Origin of the sequence: Type-D symbiont of Plautia stali (assembly GCF_001485335.1) — a bacterium.
Lineage (GTDB): Bacteria > Pseudomonadota > Gammaproteobacteria > Enterobacterales > Enterobacteriaceae > Pantoea > Pantoea vagans_C.
This window is the reverse complement of sequence record NZ_BBOC01000052.1, coordinates 1-14,883: the sequence shown is the minus strand read 5'-3', so window position 1 is coordinate 14,883 and position 14,883 is coordinate 1. Positions and strand designations below refer to the sequence as shown.

General features: G+C 54.8%; 17 protein-coding genes and 2 pseudogenes. 12 read left to right on the top strand and 7 right to left on the bottom strand.

Annotation, left to right across the window (positions count from 1 at the left end):
* Positions 1 to 58 precede the first annotated feature (58 nt).
* From pyrC to mdtH, 4 genes are all read right to left on the bottom strand, one after another.
* A complete protein-coding gene (gene pyrC / locus PSSD_RS16490) occupies positions 59 to 1,105 on the bottom strand; it encodes a dihydroorotase (protein ID WP_058972972.1) in 1,047 nt (348 codons plus the stop codon).
* Positions 1,106 to 1,240: 135 nt separating this feature from the next.
* Positions 1,241 to 1,804 carry a lipoprotein gene (locus tag PSSD_RS16485; protein WP_039333614.1) on the bottom strand — a complete coding sequence of 188 codons (564 nt, stop codon included), beginning with the start codon at positions 1,802 to 1,804 and terminating at the stop codon, positions 1,241 to 1,243.
* A 111-nt stretch (positions 1,805 to 1,915) separates the two neighbouring features.
* Positions 1,916 to 2,563 carry a glutaredoxin 2 gene (gene grxB / locus PSSD_RS16480; protein WP_039333616.1) on the bottom strand — a complete coding sequence of 216 codons (648 nt, stop codon included), beginning with the start codon at positions 2,561 to 2,563 and terminating at the stop codon, positions 1,916 to 1,918.
* Positions 2,564 to 2,652: 89 nt separating this feature from the next.
* On the bottom strand, positions 2,653 to 3,855 hold the full coding sequence (gene mdtH, locus PSSD_RS16475; RefSeq protein WP_058972971.1) for a multidrug efflux MFS transporter MdtH: 1,203 nt from the start codon (positions 3,853 to 3,855) through the stop codon (positions 2,653 to 2,655).
* A gap of 245 nt (positions 3,856 to 4,100) precedes the next feature.
* Here mdtH and rimJ point away from each other — a divergent pair, with 245 nt between their 5' ends.
* The 4 genes from rimJ (at position 4,101) to murJ (ending at position 7,919) form a co-directional block, all read left to right on the top strand.
* Entirely contained in the window at positions 4,101 to 4,694 is a 594-nt protein-coding gene (gene rimJ, locus PSSD_RS16470) for a ribosomal protein S5-alanine N-acetyltransferase (protein WP_039333620.1), read from the top strand.
* 13 nt (positions 4,695 to 4,707) lie between these two features.
* Positions 4,708 to 5,337 (top strand): DUF480 domain-containing protein, encoded by a 630-nt coding sequence (locus PSSD_RS16465; RefSeq protein ID WP_058972970.1) that lies wholly within the window; start codon positions 4,708 to 4,710, stop codon positions 5,335 to 5,337.
* Position 5,338: 1 nt separating this feature from the next.
* On the top strand, positions 5,339 to 6,259 hold the full coding sequence (locus PSSD_RS16460) for a Gfo/Idh/MocA family protein (RefSeq protein WP_058972969.1): 921 nt from the start codon (positions 5,339 to 5,341) through the stop codon (positions 6,257 to 6,259).
* A 121-nt stretch (positions 6,260 to 6,380) separates the two neighbouring features.
* Entirely contained in the window at positions 6,381 to 7,919 is a 1,539-nt protein-coding gene (murJ, locus tag PSSD_RS16455) for a murein biosynthesis integral membrane protein MurJ (RefSeq protein ID WP_039333626.1), read from the top strand.
* Positions 7,920 to 7,955: 36 nt separating this feature from the next.
* Here murJ and flgN read toward each other — a convergent pair.
* From flgN to flgA, 3 genes and pseudogenes are all read right to left on the bottom strand, one after another.
* Positions 7,956 to 8,381 (bottom strand): annotated as a pseudogene (flgN, locus tag PSSD_RS26655) (flagellar export chaperone FlgN); the annotation flags it as partial.
* Between the two features lie 5 nt (positions 8,382 to 8,386).
* A complete protein-coding gene (gene flgM, locus PSSD_RS16445) occupies positions 8,387 to 8,695 on the bottom strand; it encodes a flagellar biosynthesis anti-sigma factor FlgM (protein WP_058972967.1) in 309 nt (102 codons plus the stop codon).
* 105 nt (positions 8,696 to 8,800) lie between these two features.
* Positions 8,801 to 9,460, bottom strand: a complete 660-nt coding sequence (flgA, locus tag PSSD_RS16440; protein WP_058972966.1) for a flagellar basal body P-ring formation chaperone FlgA — start codon at positions 9,458 to 9,460, stop codon at positions 8,801 to 8,803.
* A 153-nt stretch (positions 9,461 to 9,613) separates the two neighbouring features.
* Here flgA and flgB point away from each other — a divergent pair, with 153 nt between their 5' ends.
* From flgB to flgI, 8 genes and pseudogenes are all read left to right on the top strand, one after another.
* Positions 9,614 to 10,027: a flagellar basal body rod protein FlgB gene (gene flgB, locus PSSD_RS16435; RefSeq protein WP_039333634.1), complete on the top strand. Its 414-nt coding sequence runs from the start codon at positions 9,614 to 9,616 to the stop codon at positions 10,025 to 10,027.
* 2 nt (positions 10,028 to 10,029) lie between these two features.
* Positions 10,030 to 10,434, top strand: coding sequence for a flagellar basal body rod protein FlgC (flgC, locus tag PSSD_RS16430; protein ID WP_034830669.1), 405 nt, complete (start codon positions 10,030 to 10,032; stop codon positions 10,432 to 10,434).
* A 12-nt stretch (positions 10,435 to 10,446) separates the two neighbouring features.
* Positions 10,447 to 11,121, top strand: coding sequence for a flagellar hook assembly protein FlgD (gene flgD / locus PSSD_RS16425; protein WP_058972965.1), 675 nt, complete (start codon positions 10,447 to 10,449; stop codon positions 11,119 to 11,121).
* A gap of 24 nt (positions 11,122 to 11,145) precedes the next feature.
* On the top strand, positions 11,146 to 12,396 hold the full coding sequence (flgE, locus tag PSSD_RS16420; RefSeq protein WP_058972964.1) for a flagellar hook protein FlgE: 1,251 nt from the start codon (positions 11,146 to 11,148) through the stop codon (positions 12,394 to 12,396).
* 20 nt (positions 12,397 to 12,416) lie between these two features.
* Positions 12,417 to 13,175: a flagellar basal body rod protein FlgF gene (locus PSSD_RS16415; protein ID WP_039333640.1), complete on the top strand. Its 759-nt coding sequence runs from the start codon at positions 12,417 to 12,419 to the stop codon at positions 13,173 to 13,175.
* 17 nt (positions 13,176 to 13,192) lie between these two features.
* Entirely contained in the window at positions 13,193 to 13,975 is a 783-nt protein-coding gene (flgG, locus tag PSSD_RS16410; RefSeq protein WP_039333642.1) for a flagellar basal-body rod protein FlgG, read from the top strand.
* A 61-nt stretch (positions 13,976 to 14,036) separates the two neighbouring features.
* Positions 14,037 to 14,747, top strand: a complete 711-nt coding sequence (locus PSSD_RS16405; protein WP_039333644.1) for a flagellar basal body L-ring protein FlgH — start codon at positions 14,037 to 14,039, stop codon at positions 14,745 to 14,747.
* Positions 14,748 to 14,758: 11 nt separating this feature from the next.
* A pseudogene (gene flgI / locus PSSD_RS27500) lies at positions 14,759 to 14,883 on the top strand (flagellar basal body P-ring protein FlgI); the annotation flags it as partial.

Below are 14,883 nucleotides of genomic sequence, written 5' to 3'. Positions count from 1 at the left end.
GGGATAATATACTGTTTATTTGTACAGTATAATTATGCCGAAGGCAACAGATGCAACGTTATTCTTTTATGCGCCAGTTGAGGGTCTCACCGGCCAGGAAGGGGACCAGTGTATCGTCGGCGACCTGAACGCTTTCCTGCACTACCCAGGATTCACGCACCAGGGTTAAGGTGCCTTCGTTAAGTGGCAAGCCATAGAAGTTGGGACCATTCTCTGAACAGAACGCCTCAAAGTGTTCCAGCGCATTCAAATCTTCAAACACCGTGGCGTAGGCCGGCAGAGAGGTCGGTGCGTTAAACACGCCCGCGCAGCCGCAGCTGGCTTCTTTCAAATGGCGCAAATGTGGTGCGGTATCCGTGCCAAGGAACACGCGACGGTTGCCACTGGCGACCAATTTACGCAGCGCTTCCTGATGGATATTTCGTTTTAGAATCGGCAGGCAATAAAGATGCGGGCGCACGCCGCCCACCAGCATGTGGTTCCGGTTGAACATCAGGTGTTGAGGCGTGATGGTGGCACCAAGCAATTCGTTACCTGCCGCGAGGTACTCCGCAGCTTCTTTGGTCGTAATGTGTTCCATGACGACTTTTAATGCCGGGAAGCGCTGACGCAGCGGCTCCAGCACGGTTTCAATAAAGCGTGCTTCGCGGTCAAAAATATCGATATGGGAATCCGTGACTTCACCATGAACCAGCATCGGCATACCGAGCTGCTGCATACGCTCTAACACCTTGGCAATGGAATCAATATTGGTGACGCCATGGCTGGAGTTCGTGGTGGCATGAGCGGGATAAAGCTTAGCGGCGGTGAACGTGCCGTTGCGGAAGCCGCGTTCAATTTCATCCGGATCTAATGAATCCGTGAGGTAGCAGGTCATCAGCGGCGTGAAAGCGTGTTCTGCTGGCAGCGCGGCAAGAATGCGTTCGCGATAAGCAACAGCGGCTTCAACGCTGGTGACTGGCGGAACCAGGTTTGGCATGACAATCGCACGACCGTTCACCGCACTGGTATAAGGCAGTACTGCATTGAGCATCGCGCCATCGCGCAGATGGATGTGCCAGTCGTCAGGGCGGCGAATGGTGATTTTCTGAGGTTGGGCTGTCATTCAAAAGGCTCCGGCTAAGAAAAAAACGAAAGGGCACGTTTAGGCCGGGGAGTAATCATAAGGGTGTGAGCAACCGTTTGCACGGGATTTTGTTGCCGCCATGAAAAACCGCACCAGAAGGTGCGGTTTTGCCGGTTAATCCGTAAACGGAATCACCAGTTGTCCGGGTTTTACCTCAATGCCTTTGGCAAATTTCTTCGCCAAAGCTTCACCTTTACTGCGATCTTCACTCAGCACATAGGCCGGTTTTTCATTGAAATAGCGCTTCAGCGACTCATTCAGGTAGGGGGTCAAGGTCTTCATTATTGAGGCCATTTTTTCCGGCTGCACCTGGGCATCGACGATCTCCATGTCATGCAGGTAAATTGCCCCTTCCTGCGCATTGAACACCGGCTGTGCCTTCATCTTCAGCTGCATTTCTGCTTGCTGTGGGCCAAACAGTGAGCTGACATTGATGTTGGCTTTACCGGAAAGGGTGATCTTGCCCGGTTCTTCGCGGCCAATCTGGCTATTCAGATCGCTTAGCACAATATGCGCATTCACCAGCCCGGAAACGCCGACGTCTTTTTCGAAGTTATTGCGCTTTTGCAGCGCCTGATTCACTTCTTGTTCGCTGATGGTGTATTGCGTCAATTGGTTACAGCCGCTCAATAGCACGGCTAAAAACAGGGCCAGTAGCCCGTACATCGCCTTTTTCATCTTTCCTCTTCCTGAATGATATGGCAAACCCGGCATAGCCTGCCTGAAAGCGGGCCAGGAGTCACCAGGAGAGGGACGAGAAACGCGGATGCGTTTCTCGTAAAGCACAGATTATGCAGCGATAGAAGAGAGCAGGTTAATCTGCGTTTGCTTTGCCATGTTGTCACGATAATCGGCGACGCGGCTGGGCCAGTCGATACCGGCAACCAGCGTCAGGGAGCGTAACAGCGGGAAGAGATTGATGTCGTCTTCAGACAGTTCGCCATTAACCGCATTGGGTTTGACGATCAACTTATCGAGCTGGCGCAAATCATCACTGATATTTTTAATCAGTCCCGGCGCGTGTTTGCGCAGTTCGCCAAAGTCACCGAGGCTGGCTTGCTTTTTATCACGGAAATAGTTGCGCGCTTCAGGCGTGGCAAACTCGGCAAAGGCGGCGTCAGCAATACGGGGAATCAGCAGTTTATTAATGTAGCCGTTGACACGGCGCAGCCAGTCACTGATAGCCGGGTTATTTTTGCCGTTAAGCAGCGGCTCGCGGTCTTGCTTATCCACCAGTCGCACAATATCCATGCTTTCCGGCATCGCACTGCCATCGGCCTTTTGCAGTATCGGGGCCATCTTCTGACCAATCAGTTTCTTTGGCATCTGCTCGTCGTCATTGAGCATGACGATCAGCTCGACCGGCAGATTTTTTAAACCAAAAATCATGCGCGCTTTGACGCAGAAAGGGCAGTGATCGTAGATGTAGAGTTTCATCCCGCTTCTCCTGTGATGATAAGGGTGACAAGCGTCACCCTTTTTCCGGACGTGCGGGAAGTATGGAAGAGATTATCAACAGGGGCAAACTAGCTGCTGAAGATGGCCGGTGCCACCGGGCGTGGCTGGAACTGCCACCACAAGGCCAAAAGCGTGACCATGCCAACGCTGCTCAATAACATCCATGGCAGTTCAGGCAGTGCCATCTGCTGCCCAACATCAAACATCCAGCCGCCACCGGAGTAGCCAATCAACCCTCCAATGGCGAGCCCTAAGCGGCTAAAGCCCATGTAACTTCCGCGAGCGCGTGAACTGGCCAGCGAAGCGCTGAGCGTTTCTCGCGCCGGTTCGGCAATAATGGAACCGAGATAAAACACGCCAATGAGCATAAACAGAGAGGGCAATGAATCGGTCATGCCTACTGGCAGCAGGCTGAAGGTCATCAGGAACAAACCGGCCATCAGACGCGTTTCTAAACGAAAACGTTTTTCGCTCCAGCGTGCCAGCGGATAGAGCAGGCTCAATGACAACATGGCTTCGATGGCATACATCCATTTCACCGCAGCCGGCGCGCCAGCCACCTGGTTGACCATCACGGGCAGCATCAGCATCACTTGCACCGCCAGGATGTAATAGCCGGTCAGCGTCAGCACATAGAGGCGAAAACGCTTATCTTGCCAGACCCGCTGCATGCCTTCGCGCATGGCAATCCGTTCGGTCGAAATGCGCCATGCCGGTAACCATACGGCATTAAAGATGGCCGCCGCGACAAACACCGCTGCACCCACCCAGCACACCAGACGGAAATCCCACGCCAGCAGCCAACTGCCGACCAGCGCGCCCAATACCGCACCGGCACTGTCTTGCATCATCAGAAGGGAGAAAAAACGTCCGCGCTCGCGAGCACGCACCAGCTTAACCACCATGGCACTGCGGGGGGGATCAAACAAGGTGCCTCCCAGCCCCGAGAGCAGGCAGGCCAGCCACAGCAGCCAGGGTTGGTGTGCCAGCGCCATGCAGGCAAACCCGGCGGCGCGCATCAACATGCCTGTCACAATCAAAGGACGCGCACCAAAGCGGTCAGCAATAGCACCGCCAAAAATGCCCAATCCTTGCTGCACAAATTGACGCAGACCCAGCGCGATGCCGACCATTAATGCCGCCCAGCCGAGTTGCTCAACAAAGTGAATGGAAATCAGGGGGAATACCACGAAAAACCCTAACACCACCAGCATGTTATCCACTAACAAAAATGTTTTACCGAGGCGTCGTGCCCGCGCTACCCGAGACATGCTTTATCCTGAGCAAGAGAGAAGAGAAAGAGACCAGTTGGTCTATTTTCCGCCTGCCAACAGGGGAAAAACAGGGTTATCAGGATGATATTTTTTAATCGCATGAGCAGGAATATTAATCCTGAATCGGGAAGAATCACTTTGCCCTATGGCAAGGGTTTTACCGCAGCCAAGGTGGCGGTTATAGTGAGAAGTATCGCCGCTGGCGTACATCTTTCTTAAAGTTATGGATTTCAGGAGTCATGATGTTTGGCTATCGTTCTGCTGGCCCACGCGTGCGCCTCACGACCGACCGTTTAGTGGTTCGTTTAGTGCACGAACGCGATGCCTGGCGACTGGCGGATTATTACGCCGAAAATCGCGTTTTTCTCAAACCCTGGGAGCCGGTGCGTGATGAAAGCCACTGCTATCCCTCCGGCTGGCAGGCGCGTTTAGGATTGATCGCTGATATGCATAAACAGGGGTCTGCCTACTATTTTGTGTTGATGGACCAGGAAGAACATGAAATACGCGGCGTCGCGAATTTCAGTAATGTGCTGCGTGGTTCCTTTCACGCCTGTTATCTCGGCTATTCGCTGGGCGAAAAGTGGCAGGGGCAGGGCATGATGTTTGAAGCGCTGCAGTCGGCAATTCGTTACATGCAGCGCCAGCAACGTATCCATCGCATCATGGCCAACTATATGCCGCATAATCAGCGCAGTGGCGATCTGCTGGCACGACTCGGTTTTGAGAAAGAGGGTTATGCGAAAGACTATTTGCTGATTGATGGACGCTGGCAGGATCATGTCCTCACGGCGCTCACCTGGCGCGACTGGACCCCGGATCGTCGTGGACAATAATAAGGACTTGAAAATGAAGATGGCACTCTCTGCTCAGGCGCTGCGCGTTATTGGCTGCCTGCTGGAAAAGCAGGTCACTACGCCCGAACAGTATCCACTCTCCCTCAATGGCGTGGTCACCGCCTGCAATCAAAAATCCAACCGCGAACCGGTGATGAACCTCAGCGAAATGGAGGTGCAGTCACAGCTTGATGAGCTGGTGAAGAAGCATCTGGTGACTTCCAATAGCGGTTTTGGTCAGCGCGTGAGTAAATATGAGCAGCGCTTCTGCAACTCGGCGTTTGGCAACCTGCAACTCAGCAGTGCTGAAGTGGCGGTATTGACCTTGCTGTTTTTACGCGGTGCTCAGACGCCAGGCGAATTGCGTACCCGCAGTGGCCGCCTGCATGAATTTAGCGACATGAACGAAGTGGAGCAGACGCTCAACGGCTTAATTACGCGGGATGATGGCCCGATGGTGGTGCGACTTGCACGTGAGCCGGGAAAACGCGAAAGCCGCTACATGCACCTTTTCGGTGGTGATGTGCTGGAAGAAGCATCCGAAAACGTCAGTGCAGTTAACCACGATGACCTTGCTACACGCGTTGCACAGTTAGAAGCCCGCGTGGCGCAGCTGGAACAATTGCTGCAACAGGAGCATTAAGATGACGCTGCGTATTGGTATGGTGGGATTAGGCGGCATCGCGCAGAAAGCCTGGTTGCCGGAGTTGTCTCAGGCGACAGGCTGGCAGTTAGCCGGGGCTTTTTCGCCCAATCAGGCAAAAGCGCAGCCGATCTGCGACAGCTATCGTATGCCTTATTTTAGCCGGCTCGATGCACTGGCCGCGGCCAGTGACGCGGTATTTGTGCACAGCAGTACCGCCAGCCATTTTGAGGTGGTGCAAGCACTGCTGCTGGCGGGTAAAGATGTCTGTGTCGATAAACCCTTAGCGGAAACCTTGCAGCAAGCTGAAACCCTGGTGGCGTTGGCGGAGAAGCGGAAACGTAAATTGATGGTGGCGTTCAATCGCCGTTTTGCGCCACGCTATCAGCAGTTGAAAAGTGAAATGCCGCGTGCAGCCTCTTTGCGTATTGAGAAACATCGTGCGGATAGCGTTGGCCCTCATGATCTGCGTTTTACCCTGCTGGATGATTATCTGCATGTGGTTGATACCGCACTGTGGCTGGCAGGAGGCAAGTTGACGCGCGAGCAAGGCCACATTGAGACTAATGACGAGGGTGCGATGCTGTACGCGGAGCATCACTTCTCGGCAGGTGCGCTGCAAATCACCACCTGCATGCATCGGCGTGCCGGCACACAGCGTGAAGTGGTCAGTGCTATCTGTGACGGGGACTATATCGAAATCAACGACATGCGGGACTGGCAGCAAGAGAACAGCAGCGGTTTGTATCGCAGTGCGCCGCCAGCCTGGCAAGACCACCTCACGCAGCGTGGTTTTTGCGGCGCGGCACACCATTTTATTCAATGCGTAGAAAATCAGACGATGCCTGAAACCAGTGGCGAACAGGCGCTGGCAGCGCAGCGTTGGATAGAAAAACTGTGGCGAGATGCTGAACAGGAATAACCCCTTGTAACACTCAATGCTGGTCATTTCCCGCTGTGGCAGTAGACTATCGCCGGACATCAGTGGATGTCCGCGCTAAGTTGCTCATTTATCCGAAACTTTTCAGGATGCGCCACACACTATGAATTTGTTGAAATCGCTGGCCGCGGTCAGTTCGATGACGCTGTTTTCCCGCGTGCTGGGTTTTGCCCGTGATGCCATTGTGGCCCGCGTTTTCGGTGCCGGGATGGCCACCGATGCCTTCTTCGTTGCCTTCAAGCTGCCGAATCTGTTGCGCCGTATTTTTGCCGAAGGCGCATTTTCACAGGCGTTCGTGCCCATTCTCGCTGAGTACAAGAGTAAACAGGGTGAAGACGCCACGCGCGTGTTTGTCGCCTATGTCTCGGGTTTGCTGACGCTGGTGTTGGCGGTGGTGACGGTGCTGGGCATGATTGCCGCACCTTGGGTGATTATCGTGACGGCGCCAGGATTTGCCGATACAGCGGATAAATTTGCCCTGACCAGTTCGCTGTTACGCGTGACCTTTCCTTATATTCTGCTGATCTCCCTCGCGTCCCTGGCGGGGGCGATTCTGAACACCTGGAATCGCTTTTCGGTGCCCGCGTTTGCTCCTACGCTGCTGAACATCAGCATGATTGGTTTTGCCGTGTTTGCCGCGCCACACTTCCATCCGCCGGTAATGGCACTGGCATGGGCCGTGGTGGTGGGGGGCGTTCTGCAGCTCTTCTACCAGCTGCCGCATCTGAAGAAAATTGGCATGCTGGTGCTGCCTCGCGTTAATCTGCGTGATGCGGGCGTATGGCGTGTGATGCGTCAGATGGGGCCAGCCATTCTCGGTGTGTCGGTGAGTCAGATTTCGTTGATCATCAACACCATTTTTGCCTCCTTCCTCGTCTCCGGTTCGGTATCCTGGATGTACTATGCGGACCGACTGATGGAATTCCCTTCCGGCGTACTGGGTGTGGCATTAGGCACCATTTTGTTGCCGTCACTGGCGAAGAGTTTTGCTAGCGGTAATCATGACGAATATTCGCGTTTAATGGATTGGGGTTTGCGTTTGTGCTTCCTGCTGGCGCTGCCTAGCGCGGTGGCATTGGGCATTCTTTCCGGGCCGTTGACAGTGGCCTTGTTCCAGTACGGTAAGTTCACGGCGTTTGATGCCGCCATGACGCAACGCGCGCTGGTCGCGTATTCGGTGGGCTTGATGGGGCTGATTGTGGTGAAGGTGCTGGCACCCGGTTTCTATTCCCGTCAGGACATCAAAACGCCGGTTAAAATTGCTATCGTCACGCTAATCATGACACAGCTGATGAACCTGGCCTTTATTGGCCCGCTTAAGCATGCTGGGCTGTCATTATCGATTGGTCTGGCGGCCTGTCTTAATGCCGCGCTGCTTTACTGGCAATTACGTAAGCAAGATATCTTCCAGCCGCAGCCTGGCTGGCTCAGCTTCCTTGTGCGGTTGTTTATTGCGGTGGTGGTGATGGCCGCTGCACTGCTCGGCATTCTGTACGTGATGCCGGCGTGGGAAGAGGGGCAGATGTGGTGGCGTTTGCTGCGTCTGGCGGCGGTGTGCGCCATCGGTGGCGGCGCCTACTTTGTCATGCTGGGCTTGCTCGGCTTCCGACCCAAAGATTTTGCCCGCCGCACGTTGGCATAAAAAAAATCCCGCCTCGGCGGGATTTTCTTTTACCCTTTGTCGACTCAAAGTCGCCTGACCCTTGCCTAATCCATCTGGGCCGTAAAACGCCTGCGTCTGGTGCGGTTTAAGCACGGCCAGCGCATCATGGGTATAGCGGATTTGATGCTGCAGCAGAATCCCATTGTGCGTATTGGTATCACGCAAACGACGGGTATGCTGCTGAATGCTCTGCCAGCGGCGTTCACGATCGCTGTGACCACCATATGGCGCCTGAGTACCGAGCGATTTTTCGGTATTACGGCGCATTTCGTCCAGATAATTCAACGTGGTCAGCAGCGCGCTTTTGTCTTCTGATATGCGCTGTAACAGGTTGCCATTAACCTGGCCGGCAGAAAGTTGCTGTTGCTCTTCATCCATCACTACGGTGAGTGAAGCCAGCACGTCCTGCATTTTTTCTAAGGTGGTCAGCAGATTGTCCATTGGGATCAGTTACCCTCTAAATACGCCTTGGTATCGGCGATCAGCGCATCGGCGATCTTACCGGTATCCATTTTCAGTTCACCATTACGAATGGCGGTTTTCAGTTGTTCAACACGTGCGGTGTTGATGTCTTTACTGCCAGGCTGCATCAGCTGCGCCTGAGCGGCACTCAACTTCACTTCCGCACCGCTTTCGCTAGTGGTGGTTGTGGTGGCAGACGTGGCGGTTTGACGCACTTTGCCGCTGTTGTCGTTGGTGTCGCGAGACTGTACAGTGCTCACCGGGTTTAATGGTTGCGTTCTTTCGATGCTCATGGTCTTGCTCCTGTAAGGTCAGTTGGGGGTCAGCCAACTGAGTCAGCATAGGGTAATGTCTTTGTTGATATCTCTATCGGCAGAACAGCAGGGTTCTTTAACGCTTTATAGCGATATCAGAATATTCCCATCCGCGTCGACGCGACCACTGACCACCTGCCCATTTCCCATGCGTACACGCACCATTTGAGCTGCACTGGCGTTGTTCAGCGCACGTCCTTCGCTGCTGGCATTAAACCCGTTTCCACTCGCCACTACCATCACATTTTGACCCGCTTTAACACGCCATGGCTGACGCAACATGGAAGCGGTTACCGCCTGTCCAGGGGGGATATCGCGCAGCGCAATCGCATCGGCCACGCTGTTGTGATCAAACAGGGCGCGTGGCGGTAATTCATCCAGACGACCGGTTTCCATGCGGAAGTCATTTGGGTCGAGCGTTGTACCGCGCATCACCTGACGACTGGCCACCAGATATTGCCCCGTGACCTGCACCTGCACCTGCAAAAAGCGACGATTCTGCGCACAGTTAGCTGAAATGCTGAGATTACCCCACTGGCGGCTGTTGCCCGGGAGCTGCAGCTCCGGCGTATCACACGTCGGCCACTGTTCTTGTGGCGTACGAATCACCACGGTCATACCCGCCGCGTGCTGCGGATCGCGCGCTTTAAAAAACTGGGTTAACTGAGCGGTCAAATCCGCTGAATAGCCGGGCAGCGCGATGGCCAACAAAAGGGTGGCCAGCAAGGGTGAAAATCTGCGCATAAACGCCTCCTGTCGAGAAGATGGCCTGAGTCTACTCTTCGCGCGAAAAATTCAATGTCAAAAATAGCCGTTATTTTTGCTGCTATTCAGACGATCACCCTTGCTTTTGTCCACTTAAGCTGTCAGCTCAAAATTCTCATTCGCGGAGGAAGCATGCTCGACAAACTCGATGCCGCGCTGCGATTTGGTACAGAAGCGTTAAACCTGCGTGCTCAGCGTCAGGAAATCCTGGCGTCAAACATTGCCAACGCTGATACCCCGGGCTACCAGGCGCGGGATATCGACTTTGCCAGCCAACTGAGCAAGGTAATGGAGAACGGTCGCGCCGAAGGCAGCAGCATGGCGCTGAAGGTGACCTCTTCTCGTCACATTGCGGCTGAGACCAATTCTCAGCCGTCAATGGACCTGATGTATCGCATACCCGATCAACCTGCCGCGGATGGCAACACCGTGGATATGGATCGGGAACGTACGCAGTTTGCTGATAACAGCCTGAAATACCAAACCGATCTCACCCTCATCAGTAGCCAGATCAAAGGCATGATGAACGTACTGCAGGGGCAATAATCATGGCATTGCTGAATATCTTTGATATCGCCGGTTCTGCAATGACGGCGCAGTCTCAGCGCCTTAACGTCAGCGCCAGTAACCTGGCCAACGCCGACAGCGTCACCGGACCGGATGGCCAGCCTTACGTGGCGAAGCAGGTGATTTTCCAGACCGATGCGGCACCGGGTGCGGCAACGGGCGGTGTCAAAGTGGCTGGCGTGGTCAACGACCCAACGCCCGCCAAATTGGTGTATGACCCGGGCAATCCGATGGCGGATGAAAAGGGCTACGTCAAGATGCCGAATGTGGATGTTGTCTCAGAAACCGTTAACACCATGTCAGCGTCGCGCAGCTATCAGGCCAACGTCGAAGTGCTGAACACGGTGAAGTCAATGATGATGAAAACCCTGACCATGGGTCAATAACGGAGCACGATCATGAGTGTAGCAGTAGGCGTTAACGCCAATCTTGACCCAACGGTCCTCAGTTCTTCCAGTTCTACTGGCACCGGCAACAGTGCGCAGGACTTGCAGAACCAGTTCCTGACCATGCTGGTAACGCAGTTGCAGAACCAGGACCCCACCAATCCGATGGATAACAGCCAGCTCACCACCCAGCTGGCACAGATCAACACCCTGAGTGGTATTGAGAAGTTGAATACCACCCTGGGATCCATTTCCGGTCAGCTGACCACCAGCCAGTCCTTACAAAGCACCACGCTGATTGGTCATGGCGTGATGATTAATGGCAGCCAGGTTCTGGTCGGCAGCGGCACCACCACGCCATTCGGCGTAGAACTGACTACCGCTTCCACTGCCACTACCGCCACCATCAAAGATGCCAGCGGTACCGTGGTGCGCACTATCGATTTGGGCGCATTGACGTCAGGTGTGCATGCCTTCTCGTGGGATGGCACTGATGCCAACGGCGCAACCGTGGCCGACGGCAAATACTCGGTATCGATCGCCGCCAGTAATGGCAGCACACAACTGGTGGCCCAGCCGCTCAACTATGCCTACGTCAATGGCGTGAGTACGGTCGATGACACCGCAAAACTGGATCTCGGCACCATGGGCTCCGCCACGCTTGATCAGGTTCGTCAGATTCTCTAATTCAATTTAAGCAGGAGACACGCTATGTCTTTTTCTCAAGCTGTAAGTGGTATGAATGCGGCCTCCAGTAACCTGGATGTCATCGGTAACAACATCGCCAACTCCGCCACTGCAGGTTTCAAATCCAGCACCATCTCTTTCGCGGATATGTTTGCCGGATCCAACATTGGTATGGGTACCAAAGTGGCGGCGGTAATCCAGAACTTCAACGACGGTACCACCACCTCAACCAGCCGTGGCCTGGATGTGGCACTGAGCGGCAACGGATTCTTCCGTATGACCGATGCAGCGGGCAGCGTGTATTACTCACGTAACGGCCAGTTCACGTTGGACGAAAACCGTAACCTGGTGAACACCCAGGGTATGAGCGTGACAGGCTACCCGGCAACCGGTACACCGCCTACCATTCAAACCGGTGCTAACCCAGTGGCGTTAAGCGTCCCGACCACGCAGATGGCTGCGCGCGCCACTACTACTGCAGGCCTGGTCTCAAACCTGAACTCTACCGATACTGTGCCAACCGTAACCACCTTCAGTGCGTCTGACGTGGATAGCTATAACGCGAAAAGTACCGTGACGGTGTATGACTCACAGGGTAACGATCACGCGCTGGACCTGTACTACGTCAAAGATTCTGCGAGCAACAGCTGGACCGTTCACGCGCTTGACTCGACCACTGGCGATGACCTGGGCAGCTTCAACATGCAGTTCAGCACCAACGGCCAGCTGACCGGTGTGACGGACAGCAATAATAATACGACTACCAGTACTGTTTCCCTCACCTTGAACCCATCAGCTACCGCAACGGCCGCAAACGGCGCAGCCGCTAACCAGGTGATCAGCCTGAGCCTGTTGGGCAGTGCACAACAAAACACCGGCACCACCTCATTCGGTAACCCGACTCAGGATGGTTATGCACCAGGCGATTTGACCAGCTATGCCATCAACGATGACGGCACCATCACCGGTACCTACTCCAACCAGAAGACTCAGTTGCTGGGTCAAATCGTGCTGGCCAGCTTCTCTAACCCAGAGGGCTTGCAGTCAGAAGGCGATAACGTCTGGTCGGCAACCAACTCTTCAGGTCAGGCAGCGATTGGTCTGGCGAACACCGGCACTTACGGTTCACTGACCTCAGGCGCTCTGGAAGCTTCCAACGTTGATCTGAGTAAAGAACTGGTCAACATGATCGTTGCGCAGCGTAACTATCAGGCGAACAGCCAGACCATCAAAACGCAGGATCAGATCCTCAACACCCTGATCAACTTACGTTAATACGCTAACGGGATTGCACTATGGATCACGCAATATATACCGCGATGGGCGCGGCCAGTCAGACGATGGAACAGCAGTCGGTGACCGCCAGCAACCTCGCCAACGCCTCAACGCCGGGTTTTCGTGCCCAGCTCAACGCGTTGCGCGCGGTGCCGGTGAATGGCTGGTCGCTGCCAACGCGTACTCTGGTGGCGGCTTCCACGCCGGGCGCGGACATGACGCCCGGCGCGATGGACAACACCGGGCGCCCGCTGGATGTGGCGGTACAGCAAGATGGCTGGCTGGCGGTGCGTACTGCTGACGGCTCAGAAGCTTATACCCGCAACGGCAACATGCAGATCAGCTCGACCGGTATTTTGACCATTCAAGGCAATCCCGTGATGGGCGATGGCGGTCCAATCGCCATTCCACAGGGCTCCGAACTGACTATCGCCGCTGACGGTACCATCACTTCGCGTAATGCGGGTGATGCGCCAAATGCCACGGTACAAATCGGCAAGCTGAAGTTGGTTCGCGCCACGGGGAAAGAGCTGCAGCGTGGCGACGACGGCATGTTCCGTCCGACCCAAGCCACGCAGGCTACACGCGGTGCGGCACTGGCCAATGATGCGACTGTTGCCGTGATGCCGGGCGTGCTGGAGGGCAGCAACGTCAAGCCGGTGGAAACCATGGTCGATATGATCGCCAACGCCCGACGTTTTGAGATGCAGATGAAAGTCATCACTAACGTCGATGAAAACGAACAGAAAGCCAATCAACTGCTCAACATGAGCAGCTAAGGCGTAAGGAAAACAGCATGATTCGTTCTTTGTGGATCGCGAAAACCGGTCTTGATGCCCAGCAAACCAATATGGACGTCATCTCGAACAACCTCGCCAACGTGTCGACCAACGGGTTTAAACGTTCACGTGCGGTGTTTGAAGATCTGATGTACCAAACGCTGCGTCAGCCGGGTACTCAGTCCTCTGAACAAACAACGCTGCCATCGGGTTTGCAGATTGGTACCGGTGTACGTCCCGTGACCACCGAACGCCTGCATACCCAGGGCAACCTGTCGCAGACCAGCAACTCGAAAGATGTGGCGATCAACGGTCAGGGTTATTTCGAAGTGCAGATGCCAGATGGCACCTCTTCTTACACCCGCGACGGCTCATTCCAGGTCGATCAGAATGGCCAGTTGGTGACCAACGCCGGTTATCCGGTGCAGCCAGGGATTACCATTCCTGCTAACGCCACCAGCATCACCATCTCGCGTGACGGTGTGGTGAGCGTGACGCAGCAGGGGCAGACGAACCCGGCACAGGTGGGTCAGCTGACGCTGAGCACCTTTATGAACGATGCCGGTCTGGATAGCCTGGGGGAAAACCTTTACCAGGAAACTCAGGCATCCGGTGCGGCCACACAAAGTACGCCGGGCCAGAACGGCGCGGGCTTGCTGTATCAGGGTTATGTCGAAACCTCAAACGTCAACGTGGCGGAAGAGTTGGTGACGATGATCCAGACGCAGCGCGCTTATGAAATCAACAGCAAAGCGATCACAACTTCTGATCAGATGCTGCAGAAATTAACCCAGATCTAATCTGGTGTCTTTGGGCCAGCTTAGCTGGCCCGATTAAGAACATGAATAAGGTCAGAACTCCGTGGCGAAGCAAGTGATTCTCAAGCCTGGGCATTGGTTAGTAGCCACGCTGCTACTGACACTTAACGGTTGTGCGCTGGTACCGCGCACGCCACTGGTACAAGGCGCGACCACGGCGGAACCGACGCCGTCTGCACCACCGGTGGTTAACGGTTCTATTTTCCAGGGCGTGGCGCCGCTGAACTACGGCTACCAGCCACTGTTTGAGGATCGTCGTCCTCGCAACATTGGCGATACCCTGACCATCACGCTGCAAGAAAATGTCAGCGCCAGCAAAAGTTCTTCCGCCAACGCCAGCCGCGATGGCAGCAACAGCTTTGGCGTGACCGGCGTGCCGACGGGGCTGAATGGACTGGTCGGTGCCAGCGGCGAGAAAGTGGGCGTCGATGCAACCGGCAAAAATGACTTCGCTGGCAAAGGTGGCGCTACCGCCAATAACACCTTTACCGGCACCATCACCGTCACGGTTAATCAGGTGTTGTCGAACGGCAACCTGCGCGTCGTCGGTGAAAAACAGATTGAAATCAACCAGGGCACCGAATTTATTCGCTTCTCTGGTGTGGTTAACCCACGCACCATCAGCGCCAGCAACGCCGTGTTGTCAACGCAGGTGGCCGATGCACGTATTGAGTACGTCGGAAATGGCTATATCAATGAGGCGCAGACCATGGGCTGGTTCCAGCGTTTCTTCCTGAACGTCTCGCCGATGTAATCGAGGTAATAATGAAAATAAACACTCTGCTGCGTCTGGGCCTGAGCTTACTGCTTGGCATCAGCCTGGTTGCTCATGCTGACCGCATCCGCGATCTGACTTCCGTGCAGGGCGTGCGCGATAACCAGCTGATCGG